This window comes from Pseudarthrobacter sp. H2, from assembly GCF_050157045.1.
Taxonomy (GTDB): domain Bacteria; phylum Actinomycetota; class Actinomycetes; order Actinomycetales; family Micrococcaceae; genus Arthrobacter.
On the sequence record NZ_CP189594.1, the window covers coordinates 736873 to 753018 of the forward strand.

16 protein-coding genes and 1 riboswitch are annotated in these 16146 nt (G+C 69.6%); of the genes, 7 read left to right on the top strand and 9 right to left on the bottom strand.

Translation table 11 applies throughout. The annotated features are described in order from the left end of the window. Nucleotides 1-1584: an aminopeptidase P family protein gene (locus ACQCSZ_RS03535; protein WP_427006719.1), complete on the bottom strand. Its 1584-nt coding sequence runs from the start codon at nucleotides 1582-1584 to the stop codon at nucleotides 1-3. Nucleotides 1585-1654: 70 nt separating this feature from the next. Between ACQCSZ_RS03535 and ACQCSZ_RS03540 the strand changes: the two genes are divergently transcribed. After that, nucleotides 1655-2500: a PHP domain-containing protein gene (locus ACQCSZ_RS03540; protein WP_427006720.1), complete on the top strand. Its 846-nt coding sequence runs from the start codon at nucleotides 1655-1657 to the stop codon at nucleotides 2498-2500. A 113-nt stretch (nucleotides 2501-2613) separates the two neighbouring features. Here ACQCSZ_RS03540 and ACQCSZ_RS03545 read toward each other — a convergent pair whose 3' ends face one another. From ACQCSZ_RS03545 to ACQCSZ_RS03555, 3 genes are all read right to left on the bottom strand, one after another. Next, nucleotides 2614-3486 carry a DNA-methyltransferase gene (locus ACQCSZ_RS03545; protein WP_427006721.1) on the bottom strand — a complete coding sequence of 291 codons (873 nt, stop codon included), beginning with the start codon at nucleotides 3484-3486 and terminating at the stop codon, nucleotides 2614-2616. An 8-nt stretch (nucleotides 3487-3494) separates the two neighbouring features. After that, nucleotides 3495-5249, bottom strand: a complete 1755-nt coding sequence (locus ACQCSZ_RS03550) for a DEAD/DEAH box helicase (RefSeq protein WP_427006722.1) — start codon at nucleotides 5247-5249, stop codon at nucleotides 3495-3497. A 344-nt stretch (nucleotides 5250-5593) separates the two neighbouring features. Continuing rightward, complete coding sequence (locus ACQCSZ_RS03555; RefSeq protein ID WP_427006723.1) at nucleotides 5594-7114, bottom strand: RNB domain-containing ribonuclease; 1521 nt, start codon at nucleotides 7112-7114, stop codon at nucleotides 5594-5596. 41 nt (nucleotides 7115-7155) lie between these two features. On the opposite strand from ACQCSZ_RS03555, the gene ACQCSZ_RS03560 reads away from it, so the two are divergent. After that, nucleotides 7156-7827 (top strand): ferritin-like fold-containing protein, encoded by a 672-nt coding sequence (locus tag ACQCSZ_RS03560; protein ID WP_427006724.1) that lies wholly within the window; start codon nucleotides 7156-7158, stop codon nucleotides 7825-7827. Between the two features lie 49 nt (nucleotides 7828-7876). Here ACQCSZ_RS03560 and thiE read toward each other — a convergent pair whose 3' ends face one another. Then, nucleotides 7877-8575 carry a thiamine phosphate synthase gene (gene thiE / locus ACQCSZ_RS03565; protein WP_427006725.1) on the bottom strand — a complete coding sequence of 233 codons (699 nt, stop codon included), beginning with the start codon at nucleotides 8573-8575 and terminating at the stop codon, nucleotides 7877-7879. Between the two features lie 26 nt (nucleotides 8576-8601). Further along, a riboswitch (TPP riboswitch) is annotated at nucleotides 8602-8734 on the top strand. Between thiE and thiO the strand changes: the two genes are divergently transcribed. The 4 genes from thiO (at nucleotide 8728) to ACQCSZ_RS03585 (ending at nucleotide 11922) form a co-directional block, all read left to right on the top strand. Further along, a complete protein-coding gene (gene thiO, locus ACQCSZ_RS03570; protein WP_427006726.1) occupies nucleotides 8728-10083 on the top strand; it encodes a glycine oxidase ThiO in 1356 nt (451 codons plus the stop codon). (Overlaps the previous riboswitch by 7 nt.) Then, nucleotides 10080-10316: a sulfur carrier protein ThiS gene (gene thiS / locus ACQCSZ_RS03575; RefSeq protein WP_427006727.1), complete on the top strand. Its 237-nt coding sequence runs from the start codon at nucleotides 10080-10082 to the stop codon at nucleotides 10314-10316. The genes thiO and thiS overlap by 4 nt, the downstream gene beginning before the upstream one ends. 5 nt (nucleotides 10317-10321) lie before the next feature. Then, on the top strand, nucleotides 10322-11149 hold the full coding sequence (locus tag ACQCSZ_RS03580) for a thiazole synthase (RefSeq protein WP_427006728.1): 828 nt from the start codon (nucleotides 10322-10324) through the stop codon (nucleotides 11147-11149). A gap of 86 nt (nucleotides 11150-11235) precedes the next feature. Further along, a complete protein-coding gene (locus ACQCSZ_RS03585) occupies nucleotides 11236-11922 on the top strand; it encodes a 4a-hydroxytetrahydrobiopterin dehydratase (protein WP_427006729.1) in 687 nt (228 codons plus the stop codon). 42 nt (nucleotides 11923-11964) lie between these two features. Here ACQCSZ_RS03585 and ACQCSZ_RS03590 read toward each other — a convergent pair whose 3' ends face one another. The 3 genes from ACQCSZ_RS03590 to ACQCSZ_RS03600 form a co-directional block, all read right to left on the bottom strand. Next, nucleotides 11965-12267 (bottom strand): hypothetical protein, encoded by a 303-nt coding sequence (locus ACQCSZ_RS03590; RefSeq protein WP_427006730.1) that lies wholly within the window; start codon nucleotides 12265-12267, stop codon nucleotides 11965-11967. Nucleotides 12268-12328: 61 nt separating this feature from the next. Continuing rightward, on the bottom strand, nucleotides 12329-12553 hold the full coding sequence (locus ACQCSZ_RS03595; RefSeq protein ID WP_211877792.1) for a DUF3107 domain-containing protein: 225 nt from the start codon (nucleotides 12551-12553) through the stop codon (nucleotides 12329-12331). Nucleotides 12554-12615: 62 nt separating this feature from the next. Continuing rightward, entirely contained in the window at nucleotides 12616-13284 is a 669-nt protein-coding gene (locus ACQCSZ_RS03600) for a TetR/AcrR family transcriptional regulator (RefSeq protein WP_427006731.1), read from the bottom strand. An 85-nt stretch (nucleotides 13285-13369) separates the two neighbouring features. On the opposite strand from ACQCSZ_RS03600, the gene moeB reads away from it, so the two are divergent. After that, complete coding sequence (moeB, locus tag ACQCSZ_RS03605; protein ID WP_427006732.1) at nucleotides 13370-14569, top strand: molybdopterin-synthase adenylyltransferase MoeB; 1200 nt, start codon at nucleotides 13370-13372, stop codon at nucleotides 14567-14569. A 69-nt stretch (nucleotides 14570-14638) separates the two neighbouring features. On the opposite strand, the gene ACQCSZ_RS03610 is transcribed toward moeB, so the two are convergent. Continuing rightward, entirely contained in the window at nucleotides 14639-16009 is a 1371-nt protein-coding gene (locus ACQCSZ_RS03610) for a glutamyl-tRNA reductase (RefSeq protein WP_427006733.1), read from the bottom strand. Nucleotides 16010-16146 lie beyond the last annotated feature (137 nt).

Here is a 16146-nt window from a genome sequence, read left to right on the forward strand (position 1 = left end):
CTACGCCGGCTGGTTGTCGACTTCCTGGTAGATGCCCGCCATCCAGGACTCGACGTCGTCCGCCTTGCGGGGCAGCGCGGCGCTGAGGTTGACCGGGCCCTCGGCCGTCATCAGGATGTCGTCCTCGATGCGGACGCCGATGCCCCGGTATTCCTCGGGGATGGCGAGGTCCTCGTTCTTGAAGTACAGGCCGGGCTCGATCGTGAACACCATGCCCGCCGCGAGGACGCCCTCCAGGTACAGCTCACGCTTGGCCTGGGCGCAGTCGTGGACGTCCAGGCCCAGGTGGTGGCTGGTGCCGTGCGGCATCCAGCGGCGGTGCTGCTGGCCCTCGGCGCTGATGGCCTCCTCGACGGAGACCGGCAGCAGGCCCCACTCGGCAAGGCGTTCGGCCAGCACGGTGGTCGCGGCGGTGTGGATGTCGCGGAACCTGGTGCCGGGCTGCGCGGCGGCAAAGCCGGCGTCGGCGGCGTCGAGCACTGCCTCGTAGACCTTGCGCTGGACCCCGGTGAAGGTGCCGTTCGCCGGCAGGGTGCGGGTGATGTCCGCGGTGTACAGCGAGTCGGCCTCGACGCCGGCGTCCAGGAGCAGCAGTTCGCCGGCGTTGATCCTGCCGGTGTTCCGGGTCCAGTGCAGCACGGTGGCGTTGTTGCCGGCCGCGGCGATGGTGTCGTAGCCGAGCTCGTTGCCCTCCTCCCGGGCCCGGGCGAAGAACGCGCCCTCCACGACGCGTTCGCCGCGGGGATGGGTCAGCGCCCGCGGCAGGGCCTTGACGACTTCGGTGAAGCCCTGCACCGTCGCGGCGACGGCGGTTTTCAGCTGCCCGATTTCCCACTCGTCCTTGAGCAGGCGCAGCTCGGAGAGGGCCTCGGTGAGCTTGTCGTCGAGGGCGTCGAGGACGCCCAGGTCCAGGTTCTCGGGATCCTTGGCCGTGTTGTAGCGGGCTGTGTCCACGAGGGCATCGATGTTCTCGTCGACCTTGCGCACCAGCCGGATGGAGATGCCGCCGATCTCGGGGGCGCCGACGTTCTTGGTGATCGCCAGTTCGAGCCCGCCGATATCCGCGGTCTCCAGGCCGAGCCGGGCCTTGAACTCGGCCAGGGTGGGGCGGGCGCCGACCCAGAACTCCCCGGAGCGTGAGTCCGCGTAGAACTGCTCGGTGTCCCGGCCGGCCAGCGGACGGAAGTACAGCGTCGCGCGGTGGTTCCCGCCGTCGTCGCCCGTGCCTTCCGCCACGGGTTCCAGGATCAGGACGGCGTCGGGCTCATGGTCCACGCCCAGGCCGGTGAGGTGCGCGAAGCCGGAGTGCGGGCGGAAGCGGTAGTCGCAGTCGTTCGAGCGGACCTTCAGCGGGCCGGCCGGGATGACGAGGCGTTCGCCCTTGAACTGCAGTGAAACGGCCCGGCGCCGGGCGGCGGCGTGGCCCGCGACCGCGTCCCGTTCGGGCAGCTGCTGCCCGGACGGCGCCCAGTTGCTGGCCATGAAGGCCTTGAAGGCGTCGGAGCTGGGACGCTGCGAGCGGTTGTTGACGCGCTCGTCGAGGGGCTGGGAAGCGGAGGCCTGGGGGTTATCTGCATCGTTCACCGTCCCATCGTCTCACCAGCGGCGAGGCTTAGGCCAACGGGTGCCGCTGCACATCTACTAGGCTGGTGGGGTGAGGATTGACCTGCATGCCCACTCCAATGTGTCCGACGGTACCCAGGCGCCGGCGGACGTCATCGTTTCCGCCGTGGAGGCCGGGCTCGACGTTGTCGCCCTGACCGATCATGACTCCACCGGCGGCTGGGCGGAAGCGTCCCTGGCGGCCCGGGAACACGGCATCGCCCTAGTGCCGGGCATGGAAGTCTCCTGCCGCACGGAGGAAGGCATCAGCGTCCACCTGCTCAGCTACCTGCATGACCCGGCCCACCCCGGACTGCTCGAGGAAATCACCAAAGCCAAGGACGCCCGGCACACCCGGGCCGAACGCATGGTGGCCCTGCTGGCCGAGGACTATCCGCTGACCTGGGATGACGTCATCCACCATGTGGCGCCCGGGGCCACCCTGGGCCGGCCGCACATTGCCGATGCGCTCGTGGCCGCGGGCGTGGTCGGGGACCGGTCCGAGGCTTTCAGTTCGATCCTGACCTCGCGCTCGCGCTACTACGTGCAGCACTACGCCCCGGACCCGGCGCTCGCCGTCGAACTGGTCCGTGCAGCCGGCGGCGTCCCGGTGTTCGCCCATCCCGTGGCGTCCGCCCGCGGCCGGATCGTGGGGGAGAAGACCTACCGGGAGATGATCGACGCCGGCCTGGCCGGGCTGGAGATCTACCACCGCGACAACCCCGAGGAGGGCCGGGAGTTCCTGCGCGGCCTCGCCCGGCGGCACGGCCTGCTCGTGACGGGCTCCTCGGACTACCACGGCGCCGGGAAGCCGAACCTGCTCGGCGAAAACCTCACCTCGCCCGAGGTCTTTGCCCGGATCGAGGAACTGGGCACCGGAACCGCCGTCGTGCGCTGACCCGGGGAACCAGCCTCACCCTGCCCGCTGCGCTATCAGTAAACGTCGCTCTGGCGCTTGAATAGCAGCCATAAGTGATAGCGCAACAGGGAGGTGGGGGTCAGGGGCGGGAGTCAGACCGGCGGGAACGCGGTGAACGTCGCGTGGGCGGCGAGGCGCTTGGCCATGACGTCGATGGCCGGCTGGTTCTCGTCAACGCAGACGAACTTCCGCTCGAGTTTCGCGGCCACGGCGCCGAGCGTTCCGGAGCCGGCGAAGAAGTCCAGGCACCAGTCACCCGGGCGGCTCGACGCCGCCACCACGCGCCGGATCAGTCCCTCGGGTTTCTGCGTCGGGTAGCCGGTCTTCTCCTTGCCGGTGGGGGAGACGATGGTGTGCCACCAGACGTCGGTGGGCAGCTTGCCGAGCTCGCGTTTGGCCGGCGTGACGAGCCCGGGCGCCATGTACGGCTCCCGGTCCACCTCGGCGCTGTCAAAGTGGTACCGGGCCGGATTCTTGACGTACACGAGGATGTTGTCGTGCTTGGTGGGCCAGCGGTACTTGGCCCGCGCGCCGTAGTCGTAGGCCCAGATGATCTCGTTCAGGAAGCATTCGCGGCCGAAGATCGCGTCCAGCATGACCTTCGCGTAATGCACCTCCCGGTAGTCCAGGTGCAGGTACAGGGTGCCGTCGTCGGCCAGCAGCCGCCAGGCCTCCACGAGCCGCGGCTCCAGGAAGGACCAGTAGTCGCTGAACGCGTCGTCGTAGCTGTGCAGGGCGCCCTTGATGGTGTCGTACGACCGGCCCTTGAAGCCGACCCGGTCACCGTCGCCGCCGGCGTTGCGGACCATTTTGGTTTCCTGGCGCCGCTGCACCCGCCCGGTGTTGAAGGGCGGGTCGACGTAAATGAGTGTGAAGGCGCCGTCCGGCAGCGTCGGCAGGTACTCCGCGTTGTCCGCGTGTACCACCAGGTTGCTGCCGTCCGGCGCCCAGACGGTGTCAGTCATGGAGGTGTTTAGGCCTCGGCGTTGCTCGGCTGGGGGGCGAGGTTCTGCGCGTCGCCGGTCACCACTTCGCCGTTGCGGCGGCGGGTGCGGGTCCGCCGGCGGGCGCGGGTGGCCCGGTCGACCTCCACCGGTGCGGCGGCGGGGGCCTTGGCGGTTGCCGTTGCCGCTGCTGCCGGAGCCTGCACGGTTGCGGCCTCGGCCTCGGCGGGACGACGACGGCGGTCCCCGGCGCGTGCGCCGTCCTTTCCGCCGCTGGCATCGCCGCTGCGGCGGCTGCTGCGGCCGCCGGCAGTGGTGCTGTCACGGCCCGCGCCGCGGGCGGCGTCGCGCCCGGCTCCGCGGCTGCCGCTGCTGTTTTGTGCGCTGGAGCGCGTGTTCTTCTTGCCGGTCTCGCCGAGGTCCTCCAGGACCTCGGCGTCGACTCCGGCCAGCACGCGCTTGTTCCGGGGAAGACGGCCCTTGGTGCCCGCGGGGATGTCGAGTTCCTCGTAGAGGTGCGGCGAGGAGGAATAGGTTTCCACCGGTTCGGGCACGCTCAGGCCCAGGGCCTTGTTGATCAGGCCCCAGCGGGGCATGTCGTCCCAGTCCACAAAGGTCACGGCCGTGCCCTTGTTGCCGGCCCGGCCGGTGCGGCCCACGCGGTGCAGGTAGATCTTTTCGTCTTCGACGCACTGGTAGTTGATCACGTGCGTGACGTCGTCGACGTCGATGCCGCGGGCGGCGACATCGGTGGCCACGAGGACGTCCACCTTGTTGTTGCGGAAGGCGCGCAGCGCCTGCTCGCGGGCGCCCTGGCCCAGGTCGCCGTGGATGGCTGCTGCGGCGAAGCCGCGGTCCACGAGTTCCTCGGCAACCTTGGCGGCGGTGCGCTTGGTCTTGGTGAAGATGATGGTGCGGCCACGTCCCCGGGCCTGCAGGATGCGGGCCACAACCTCGATCTTGTCCATGCTGTGCGCACGGTAGATCAGCTGGCGGATGTCCCGCTTGGTCAGGCCCTCGTCATCCGGGTCGGCCGCACGGATGTGGGTCGGCTGGGTCATGTAGCGGCGGGCCATCGCGACGACCGGGCCGGGCATGGTGGCCGAGAACAGGAGGGTCTGGCGGACGGCAGGGGTGCCGGCGATGAGGGTCTCGACGTCCGGCAGGAAGCCGAGGTCCAGCATTTCATCGGCCTCGTCAAGGATGACCATCTTGACGTTCTTCAGGACGAGGTGCTTCTGCTTGTACAGGTCGATGAGCCGGCCGGGCGTGCCGACGACGACCTCGACGCCCTTCTGGAGGGCCTCGACCTGGGGCTCGTAGGCGCGGCCGCCGTAGATCGTGGCGATCCGGGCGTTGCGCTTCCGGGCGGCGTTCTGCAGGTCATTGGCGACCTGTACGGCGAGCTCGCGGGTCGGCACGATCACGAGGGCCTGGGGTGCGCCCGGGGCCGGCAGCAATTCATAGCCGGCGTCGTCCGGTCCGACCACGCGCTGCAGCGCGGGGATGCCGAAGCCGAGGGTCTTGCCGGTGCCGGTCTTGGCCTGGCCGATGATGTCGTGGCCGGCCAGGGCGACGGGCAGCGTCATGGCCTGGATCGGGAAGGGATGGGTGATACCGGCGTCGGCCAGCGACTCGACAATATCCGCCCGGACGTTGTAGTCGGCGAAGGTCTTCTCGGCAATCTCGTGCGGCTTTTCGTCCGAGATAATGGTCTCTTCCGGCTCAATGATTTCTGTGCCGGATTCGTCGATCAGAAGTTGGTGCGTGTGCAATTCACTCACTGGGGAGTTTCCTTATTCATTTGGGCATTGGCGCCGCTTGCTCTACGGGGCCGGCCGGCTGGCCGTTCCGGAGCACGCTCAGGCGCGCAAGCAATTCCAGTGGAAGCCGATCGCGGGCTATCTAAATGCTGGCACTGGGGACCAGCGGGTGTGTCTCAAGATCGCGTAGGGGCGGGCTTGTTGAATTCAAAAATCAAGGAAATCAACGACCGGGCATCCATTTCTACCTCTCCAGTCTAACTGCACGCGGCCCGGAACCTCGACTGGCCCGGCCGCGGCGGCGCCGGCGGGCCCGGCGATGGCGGCCTTGGCGGCGCCGGCGGGCGCAGGGATGCCGCGGGCGCTCAGCCCACGAGCTCCAGCCGGACCTCCGGGATGGCGATATCGGAGGACACCACCCGGACCCGGACCTGCGTGCCGGATTCCAGTTCGCCGGGGCACCGTGCGGTCACCGCGGGCTCGGCAATCTGGACAATCCCGGAGGGGCCGTTGCCGTTGCTGTTCTTGCCGTTGCCGTTCCGGCCGTCGCTGTTCCTGCCGTCGTCGACGGTCGGCTTGCCGTTGCCGTTCCTGGCCGGTTTCGAACCGGAGATGACGACGGCGTCGAACTCCTGGCCGATATGGTTGATCAGCAGGGCCGCCTCGACGGTGTCCAGGGAGAGCCGCTCGAGCCTGGCGGCCAGTTGGTCCGAGGACGCCATGATCGCCGGCAGGGAGGGCAGCGCCTCACGGGCCCACGCCGGAACGTCCGTGCCGTTGCTGAGCGCCTCGCAGATGACCAGCACGAAACGGTCGACCAGCCGCCGCAGCGGGGCGGTCGCGTGCGCGTAGGCGGCACCGATGGCGGACTGCAGCGCATCCCCGGGCACGCTCCCGTCGAACGGCGTGTACCCGGCGCCGCGGAACAGCAGGCCCGCCGAGTGCACGATCGCCAGCTGGCGGGGATCGGTGGGGTCAAGGGTGCGCAGGTACTCCCCGTAGCTCATCGTCCCGTCCCAGGGCTTGCCCAGGGCGTGCGTCTGGCGGTGGAAGTGCGCCAGCGAGCCCTCATCCGGGGCGGGCATGGTGCGCAGGATCCCGACCTTGCCCTTGAGCATCAGCTCGGCCGCGGCCATCCCGGTCATGAGCGAAATCTGGGCGTTCCAGTCCTCGACCGGGAGCGGCGGGGCCGCGACGATCCGGTAGCCGCCGTCGGGCAGCTGTGCGATCTCCTGGTCGGGCATGTTCAGGCTCGCCCCGCCGCGGAGCCGCTCCAGCTCGACCCGCTTGATGCCCACTTCCTTGAGCAGGCGCAGCACCGGGGACGCGGTGCCGGCGTCGAGCTCGGCCTGCACGCCCCGGTAGCTGAGCTTGGCCCGGCTGCGGACCCGGGCCCGGCGCACGAGCACGGAGGACACCTCCGCGGCGGCATTGAGCTCGAACTCCCAGACGAACGCTGCGCACAGCTGCCCGGCCAGCAGGCTGCCGGCGCCTTCGCTGATGGCCTCCGGGTGCAGCGGGATCCGGCCGTCCGGGGTGTAGAACGTCTGGCCGCGGCGGCGGGTTTCGGCGTCGAGCGCGCCGCCGGGGGCCACGAACGACGGGACATCGGCGATGGCGTAGAACACCTTGTACCCCTCGCCGGAGCGGCCGATGAACAGGGCCTGGTCCAGGTCCGTGGAGCCGGCCGGATCGATGGTCACAAACTCGATCCGCGTCAGGTCCAGCTCCGGCAGTTTGTGCCCGGCCACGGCCTCCTCGGCCTCCCGGAGCACATCCTCGGGGAACGGTCCCGGCAGTTCCAGCGTGGTGCGCAGCGCGCGCAGCGCCGCGGAAAGTTGGTTCTGTTGCTGGTAGACGCTGGGGGTCAGACGATGGTGGGACACGAAAATCAGATTAGCCCGATTTGCGCCATTAGTCTTGGATCATGAGCACATCCCCGGCCGATCCTGCCCGCTACAACAGCTTCCTCAGGGATCTGCTCGGCGTGATGGCCTATGGGGAGCTTTCGGCCTTCGAACGGCTCTCATCCGACGCCCGCTATTCGCCCACCCTGCACGACCGCGCGGTGCTGGCCGGCATCGCCGTCATCGAATTCCAGCACTATGAACTGCTCCGCGCCAGGCTCGAGGAAATGGGTCTCGACGCCGAGGCGGCGATGCTGCCGTTCCAGCCCGCCGTGGACCATTTCCACGAGCGCACGCGCCCGGCGGACTGGTACGAATCGCTGATGAAGGCCTACGTGATCGACACGGTGTCCGCCGATTTCTACCGCGCCGTCGCCCGCCATGCCGACGCCGGAACGCGGGAGCTGGTGGAGCGGATCCACTCGGACGACGAGTCCACGGCGGTCCTGCGGGAACTCCTCAGGACCGCCCTGGCGGCCGACCCGCGGCTGGCCTCACGGCTGTCGCTGTGGGCCAGGCGCCTGCTGGGCGAGGCCCTCACGCAGGCCCAGCGGGTGAGCTTTGAGCACGCGTTCCCCGCCGGCCTGACGGGAGCGGACGAGGGCCGGTCCGGGGAACCGGCCGGCGAAATGACGGCCGGACTCGTGGCCAGCCACTCGCGCCGGATGACGCAACTGGGACTGACCGGCTGAGCCGGCTGCTGTCGTGTTAGTCCCGTTGCCCCGTTGACCCCGCTGCCGCTCAGGCGTCCGCGGCGTCGGCGGCGTCGAGGGCGCTGAGCAGGGCGCGTGCGGCGTCGGCGGGATCATCGGCGTCGGTGATGGCCCGCACCACGACGATCCTCCGCGCGCCGGCCTCGAGCACCTGCTCGACATTTCCGAGGTCGATCCCGCCGATCGCAAACCACGGCACCATGTCCTTGCCGGCCGCCCCGGCGCGGGTGGTCCGGAGGGCCTGCGCGGCGTGCCGCACCAGGTCGAGCCCGACGGCGGAGCGCCCCGGCTTGGTCGGGGTGGCCCAGACGGGTCCCACGCAGAAATAGTCCAGTCCGCTGCGGCCCGGCGAGGCCGCGATGGCGGCGTCGACCTGTTCCGGGCTGTGCGTGGACAGCCCGATCACGGTGTCCTTGCCGAGGAAGGTCCGCGCCGCCGCCAGCGGGAGGTCCTTCTGGCCGATGTGGAACACCGGTGCCGCCGACAGCGAGGCGATGTCCGCCCGGTCATTGACTGCCCACAGCCGCCCGTGGCGGCGGGCGGCGGCGTGCAGGATCTCGAGGAGTTCGAGTTCCTCGGCCGCTTCCAGGGTCTTGTCGCGCAGCTGAATGATATCGACTCCGCCAGCGAAGGCGGCGTCGAGGAAGTCCTCGAAGTCGCCGCGGTCCTTGCGGGCGTCGGTGCACAGGTACAGGCGGGCGGTGGTGTGGAGGGCATCCTTGCTCATGACACCAGCCTAGTTCCCCTAAACTGGGCCCATACCGCGGGAGCCCGCTGCGGCCGGTACGCCACTGGCGTTCGGCACAGGCGGGCTGAGAGGGCGTTGAGCCGACCGCTTGACCTGATCCGGCTAGTACCGGCGTAGGGAAGGAATCCTGCATGGGCACACCATCACTTCGTGATAAGGCACTGCGTGATACGACCGTGCGTGAAGACGCTGCGGCTGATGACGCAACGTCCGGCGTTTGTTACGACGCCGCGGTAATCGGCGGCGGGGTGATCGGCCACGGCATCGCCTGGGAGGCAATCCGGTCGGGACGCTCCGTCGCCCTGATCGACGACGCCCCCGGCAGCGGCGCCAGCTGGGCCGCCGCCGGCATGCTCGCCCCGGTCAGCGAACTGCACTACCAGGAGGAAGCACTCCTGGAGCTCATGATCGAATCCTCCCGCCTGTGGCCGGCCTTCGCCGCGGGGCTGGACAGGGGACTGGACACTGAACTCGATGCCGGAACCGGTTACCTCACGACGCCGACCCTCGCCGTCGGGGCCGACGCCGCGGACCGCCGGGCGCTCGCGGACCTCCGGGCCGTCCAGCTGGCCGCCGGCCTCGCGGTGGAGCCCCTGACCGTGCGGGAGGCGCGCGGCCGGGAGCCGCTGCTGAGCCCGGGGATTTCCTGCGCCTTCGACATTCCGGCGGACCACCAGGTGGACCCGCGCCGGCTGCTCGCCCGGATGGCGGCCCTGCTGGGAACCCAGAGCCGGAGCCGTGCCGTTGCGCGCCGCGCCGCCGCCCTGCTGTGGGAGGACGGACGGGTGGCCGGGGTCAGCCTCGCCGGCGGCGGCACCGTCCGCGCGAAGGAGACCATCGTGGCGAACGGGCTCGGTGCCGCCGGTCTCGGCGGCCTGCCGGCGGGGCTCACGCTGCCGCTGCGGCCGGTCTACGGGGACATCCTCCGGCTGCGCGTGCCGGGCCACCTGCAGCCGCTGCTCACGTCAACCCTGCGCGGGCTGGTCCGCGGCGTTCCGGTGTACATCGTCCCGCGGCAGGATGGCACCGTGGTGATCGGGGCGACCCAGCGCGAAGACGCTCCCTCGGACCCTTCGGCGGTCTCCGCCGGCGGCGTCTACCAGCTGCTCCGGGATGCCCAGCAGCTGCTGCCCGCGGTGGCCGAGCTGGAACTGCTCGAGGCCACGGCCCGGGCCCGCCCGGGCACGCCCGACAACGCGCCGCTGCTGGGCCGCGTGGCGCTCCCCGCCGCCGGAAACGGGGCCGGGGAGCAGATCCCGGGCCTGATCATCGCCACCGGATTCTTCCGGCACGGCGTCCTGCTCACCCCCGCCGCCGCGGCCATCTGCCGGCAGCTGCTGGACGGCATGGCCGACCCGCGCTGGGCCGGTTTCCGGCCGGACCGTTTCTCCCACCTCCCCGGACCGGACCACCACAGCCAGGAAACCGACCACCCCCAGGAAACCGACCACCCCCAGGAAACCGAACGCAGCAAGGAAGCAGTATGAACATCACATTGAACGGGGCGGAGCACGCCGTCGCCGACGGCGCCTCCGTCAGCACGCTGGTCAGCCAGCTCACCGGCCGGATGCTTGCGCCGGACGGCCGGTCCGCCGACGGCCGGAAGCTCGGCGTCGCCGTGGCCCGCAACGCCGAGGTGGTGCCCCGCAGCCAGTGGCACGGCACCGCGCTCGCCGAGGGCGACGACGTCGAACTGGTCACGGCAGTACAGGGAGGATGAACGGCATGAAAAACACCGCACCCGCAGCAGCGGCCATTCAGCTGAACCCCGCCATTGCCGATCCCGATCCGTTCATCGTCGACGGCGTCCGGCTGGGATCGCGCCTGATCATGGGCACCGGAGGGGCGCCGAGCCTGGACGGGCTGGGCGCGGCCCTCCTCGCGTCCGGAACCGAACTGACCACGGTGGCCATGCGCCGCTACTCGCCCGCGGAAACGGGCTCGCTGTTCCAGTTGCTCGTGGACCACAACATCAGGGTGCTGCCCAACACCGCGGGCTGCTTCACCGCCAGGGACGCCGTGCTGACCGCCGAGCTGGCCCGTGAAGCCCTCGAAACGGACTGGGTCAAGCTGGAAGTCATCGCCGATGAGCACACCCTGCTGCCGGACGCCGTGGAGCTCCTGGATGCCACCGAGCAGCTCGTGGGCCGCGGCTTCAAGGTCTTCGCCTACACCAACGATGACCCGGTGCTGGCCCTGCGGCTGGAAAACCTCGGCGCCACCGCGGTGATGCCGCTGGGCGCGCCGATCGGCACCGGCCTGGGCATCCTGAACCCGCACAACATCGCGCTGATCGTCTCGCGGGCGTCGGTGCCGGTGGTCCTCGACGCCGGAATCGGCACGGCCTCGGACGCCGCCCTGGCGATGGAGCTCGGCTGCGACGCCGTGCTGCTGGCCACGGCCGTGACCCGGGCGCAGCATCCGGCGCTGATGGGGGAGGCCTTCAAACACGCGGTCATCGCCGGTAGGCTGGCGAAAGCGGCCGGCAGGATTCCGCGCCGCGAGCATGCCCTGGCGTCCTCCGCCATGGAAGGCCGGGCCGAATTCCTCTGAGTCCGGCCGCTCCTGGGTTTGCAGCCGGTCCTGCCGGTCAGCCAGCCGCATCACCCAAGAGCCCATCGACGAGCAGGGAGCCCGCAATGGCAGCCACGGACGACATCCTCACCGGACCCCAGGTCGCTGAAGCCCTGGCGGGCCTGCCGGACTGGCGGTACCGTCTCGGCGGGCTGGTGACCGTGTACAAGGCGCCCACGCCGGCCGCGGCGCTCGAGCTGATCGCCGCCGTCGGGCGCCTGGCCGAAGAGCAGAACCACCACCCGGACCTGGACTGGCGCTACACCCGGGTCTTTCTCCGCTACAGCTCCCACGACGCCGGCACCGAGGTGACGCCGCGGGACGTAAAGGCGGCGACGGCGGCCAGCGCGGCGGCCGCCGCCGTCGCCGCCACCGCGGAACCCGGGCTGTACCGGACCGTGGAAGTGGGCATCGATTCGGAGGACCCGGGGGCGGTCTCCGAGGTCTGGCGGGTGGCCCTCGGCTACCGCAAGGGCAGGTCGGGCGACCTCGCGGACCCCTACGGGCGCGGACCTTCGCTCTGGTTCCAGGAAACCGACACGCCCAACGCCAACCGGCTCCACCTGGACATCCACCGGAGCCAGACCGAATCCGGTCCCGTGCTCGACAAAACGGCAGCCACGGGAGCCTTAATGAACCGCGACCACGCACCCGACTGGGTGGTGGTCACGGATGCGCAGGGGAACCGGCTGTGCCTGTGCACCGAGGAAGGCCACGGGCCCGCCGTCCCGCAGGGAAAGCAGGAGGGATAGCAGGAGGGATAACAGCGGGACCGCCAACGCCGCCTGGGCCGGTTAGAGCCGCAGGATGGCGGTGAGCCGGGACGTGTCCCGGCGGGTGCGGTGCCGGCCCAGGTACAGGACTGCCGCCACGGCGGCGGCGGCACCCAGGACGACGGGCAGGATCCACGGGATCCAGGTCAGGCCCGGCTGGTAGCCGAGCCCGGCCGCCATGAAGATGATCCAGCTCAGCATCCCGACGGTGACGGCGATGCCGGCCGGCACGGAGATGCCGTATTTGGCGTGCCGCTTGTCATTGGCCCAGACCACGAAACCCGCGGCGACGGTCACCATGGCGACCACAATCAGGGAAAGCATTCAGGACACCTTAGTTTCGTAGGGACAGTTGCCTGGACAGCTGCTGCGGGCACGGGGCGGGCTAGAGGGCGCCGAAGCCGACGCGGCGGGCCTCTTCGGCACCGATTTCAACGTAGCCCAGCGCGTTGGCGGGAATGATGACCAGGCGGCCCTTTTCATCCGTCAGGCGGAGTTCGGCTCCCTTGGAGATGGCCTCTCCGACCACCTTGGCCACGGCGTCCGCGTCCTGCGCCGATTCCAGCACAATTTCGCGGCCGATGTTCTGAATGCCGATCTTTACTTCCACAGCAAGGCCTCCCAGCCAATCAAAGTCCAATTAAATATCAAAGGGTCATGTCTATTTGTAGTCTAGGTCTCCTTGGGGAAGCGGGAGATTCCGCGCCAAGCTAAACGATAGATCAGGTCACTGGCCACATCGAGGTCAAGGTTCCCGTCGGTTTCCAGCCAGTACCGTGCGCTGACCTGCGCCATCCCGGCCAGGGCTCGGCCCAGCAACTGGGCTTCGAGCTCGGGCAGCCTGGTGTCTTCGGCGATGACGCCGGCGACGGCGTCGGCGAAGGTCTTGTTGAAAGCCTCCAGCCGCGCGCTCACATCTTCGTCATTGATCAGGTCCGATTCGAACACGAGGCGGTGGGCCTGGTCGTCGCTGGCGATGAACCGGTAATAGGCGCGCATGACGGCCTGGACGCGCTGGTCATTGTCCGTGGTGGAATTCAGGGCGCCGAGCAGGAGCCCGGTGAGCTTGCTCAGGTGGCTGTCCAGCAGGGCCAGGTACAGCTCGCGCTTGGACGGAAAATGCTGGTACAGCACGGGTTTGCTCACATGCGCGGTGTCCGCTATTTCATCCATGGCGGCCCCGTGGTAGCCATTGGCGACAAAGACTTCATGCGCAGCCGCCAGCAGTTGTGCCCGCCGTTCGTCGCGGGGGAGCCGCGCAGAGCGCTGCCCGCCGTTCCGTGCCGCCCCGGACGGTACCTTTGCGGCACTGTCCCCCCCCACCGGAGCCTGATGAATCACTGTCGGCCTACTTTCCCTTGCTGTTTGTACATACTTTACGCGTGGGTAATATGACCTGGCGGTATCTTCGGGCATAGATTGAAGTATGGTTTCCAAGTTGACCGCAAACGCCGCCCCCTCCACCCCCCGACCGCTGGTGGAACCGGCCGACGGCCTGAGTCCGGAAGAGGTCCAGCGCTACTCCCGGCACCTGATCATTCCCGAGATCGGGGCGATCGGACAGCGCCGCCTCAAGAACGCCAGGGTCCTCGTGATCGGGGCCGGCGGGCTGGGTTCTCCCGCGCTGCTGTACCTGGCCGCCGCGGGCGTCGGCACCCTCGGCATTGTCGACGACGACGACGTGGAACTGAGCAACCTCCAGCGCCAGGTGATCCACGGCGTCGCGGACGTCGGCCGGCCCAAGATCGAGTCCGCCCGAGACGGAATTGCGGCCCTGAACCCGCTCGTGGACGTCCGCCTTCACAACGTCCGCCTCGACGCCTCCAACGCCCTCGAGCTCTTCGCGGACTACGACCTCATCCTGGACGGCGCCGACAACTTCGCCACCCGGTACCTCGTGAACGACGCCGCCGCGATCCTCGGCAAGCCCTACGTCTGGGGCTCGATCTTCCGCTTCGACGGGCAGGTCAGTGTCTTCTGGGAGCAGCACGGGCCCACGTACCGGGACCTCTACCCGGAGGCGCCCCCCGCCGGATCCGTGCCCTCGTGCGGGGAGGGGGGAGTGTTCGGCATGCTGTGCGCCGCCGTCGGAGCGCTGATGGTGACGGAGGCCGTCAAGCTGATCACCGGCGTCGGGCGTTCCCTGCTCGGCCGGGTGGCGCTCTACGACGCCCTCGGCGGCACCTGGCGCGAGATCAAGGTGGCGCGGGATCCGGCGGCGGAACGGGTCACGGCACTCACCGACTACGAGGCCTTCTGCGGGATCGCACCCCCGGCCGAGGCCGGGACCGAGCACACCGTCACGGCCACGCAGCTGGCCACCATGCTGGCGTCCCGCAAGGCAGGGCTCAAGGACTTCCAGCTCGTGGACGTGCGCGAGAGCGGGGAATACGAGATTGTGCGGATCGACGGGGCCGTGCTGATCCCGCAGGGCAGGATCCTTGCCGGGGAGGCCTGGGGCGAGTTGCCGCAGGACACGGACATCGTCTTCCACTGCAAGGCCGGCACGCGGTCGGCCGCCGTGCTGGCCGCCGCCCGTGCGGCCGGCTACGAACGCGTCAGCCACCTCGACGGCGGAATCCTCGCCTGGGTCCGGGATGTGGAGCCCGGGAAGCCCGTCTACTAAAGGCAACGCGGGGTCAGATACGGCCCATCCCGGGGTAGGGGATGGGCCGTATCTGACCCCGCGTTGCGGTTAGGCGGTGTGGCGCTGGTCTTGGGCTTCGGTGCCGGGGGATTCGTTGCCGGCGCCATGCCCGGCCGGGCACTCCGCCCCGGCCGCCGCAGGCGGGGACGCGGGCGCTGCTGCCGGCTGGTCCACCGTGATGCCGTACAGGGCCTCGAGGGCGGCGACGTAGTCGTCCTGCTGCCCGCTGGCGGCGAGTTCGCGGGCCCGGACGGTGGGGATGTGCAGCAGCTGCTTGACCATCCGGCGGAGGGCGAATTCCACTTCCTCGGCTGCCGCGGTGCAGCCATGGCGGGCGCGCACCTTCTCCATCTCGGTATCGAGCACATTCATGGTGTGGCGGCGCAGCGCGACGATCGCGGAATCCACGGACCGTGCCTCGCGTTCCTGCTCGAAGGCGCTGGCAGCCCCGGCAACGATGGTGCTGGCCTGCGACAGCGACTCGGTCTGTTCCTGGGGGGCCGCGAGCCGGACGGACTCAAGCGTCAGCAGCTCCACGCCGTCGAGCTCGCCGACCGCCGGGTCGAAGTCATGGGTGAGGGCCAGATCGATGGCGATCAGCGGCTGCGGTGATCCGGCCCGGACCCGGGCGAGCTCGGCCGCTTCGACGCGCGTGTCCGAGCCGCTGCAGCCGATCATGATGTCGGCCGCGGCGACGGCGGCGGGAAGGGTGTCGCTGTCCAGGGCCGTGCCCCCGCGGGTGGCGACGAAGCCGGCCGCGCGCCCGGAGGAGGAGTAAACGGAGACATCCGCGCAGCCGCGCTCGCGCAGCAGCGCCATCGTGGCCCCGGCATAGGCGCCGGTGCCGAAGACGACGGCTTTCTTGGTGGACCAGTTCGGGTCCTCGGACAGGTCGGTGGCGAGGTCGAGGGCAACGGACACGACCGACAGGCCGCGGGCGCCGAGCGCCGTCTGCGCGCCGACATCCTTGGCGGTCTTGGAGGCCGCCTGGAACAGCCGCACCAGCCCCGAACTTGCCGTGCCTTCAGCCTGGGCGGTGATCAGGGCCCGGCGGACCTGTCCGGCGATTTCGCGTTCCCCGACGACGGCGGAATCCAGCCCGGAACTGACCGAGAAAAGATGCCGGCTGACCTCCGGACCTGTACGGGTGCTGAAGGAGCTGGAGACGAGCTGGTCGTTGAGGCCGCTGGCCCCGCTGATCCGGGCGATAAGGGCCGCGCGGGCAGCGTCGACGTCGCCGGGATGGGGGGCTTCACCGTAAATCTCGAAGCGGTTGCAGGTGGCAAGCACAATCGCACCCGCCACTGCCGGCGATCCGGCGAGGGCGGATGTGGCGAGCTCTGAAGCGCCGGTGCTCAGTTGAGCAACGGTCTCGAGGTCGATGTCGGCGTGTGTAGCCACCAATGAGAAAAGAACCACAGCAGGACCATCATAGCTTTTTCGCCGCCGTGTAGAACAACTATCCGGCGTGGGACGGCGCACGACCATCGGTGATTCCCGTCATACCGGCGCCCGCGGTGGCCCGCTGACAGGCTGTCGTTATCTTTTAGGCCCGG

Excerpts from the sequence above, each read along its gene's own strand:
- ACQCSZ_RS03545 (WP_427006721.1), bottom strand. The coding sequence starts at position 3,486 with ATGACTGACACCGTCTGGGCGCCGGACGGCAGCAACCTGGTGGTACAC.
- ACQCSZ_RS03560 (WP_427006724.1), top strand. The coding sequence starts at position 7,156 with ATGAGCACATCCCCGGCCGATCCTGCCCGCTACAACAGCTTCCTCAGG.
- thiE (WP_427006725.1), bottom strand. The coding sequence starts at position 8,575 with ATGAGCAAGGATGCCCTCCACACCACCGCCCGCCTGTACCTGTGCACC.
- thiO (WP_427006726.1), top strand. The coding sequence starts at position 8,728 with ATGGGCACACCATCACTTCGTGATAAGGCACTGCGTGATACGACCGTG.
- thiS (WP_427006727.1), top strand. The coding sequence starts at position 10,080 with ATGAACATCACATTGAACGGGGCGGAGCACGCCGTCGCCGACGGCGCC.
- ACQCSZ_RS03580 (WP_427006728.1), top strand. The coding sequence starts at position 10,322 with ATGAAAAACACCGCACCCGCAGCAGCGGCCATTCAGCTGAACCCCGCC.
- ACQCSZ_RS03585 (WP_427006729.1), top strand. The coding sequence starts at position 11,236 with ATGGCAGCCACGGACGACATCCTCACCGGACCCCAGGTCGCTGAAGCC.
- ACQCSZ_RS03590 (WP_427006730.1), bottom strand. The coding sequence starts at position 12,267 with ATGCTTTCCCTGATTGTGGTCGCCATGGTGACCGTCGCCGCGGGTTTC.
- moeB (WP_427006732.1), top strand. The coding sequence starts at position 13,370 with ATGGTTTCCAAGTTGACCGCAAACGCCGCCCCCTCCACCCCCCGACCG.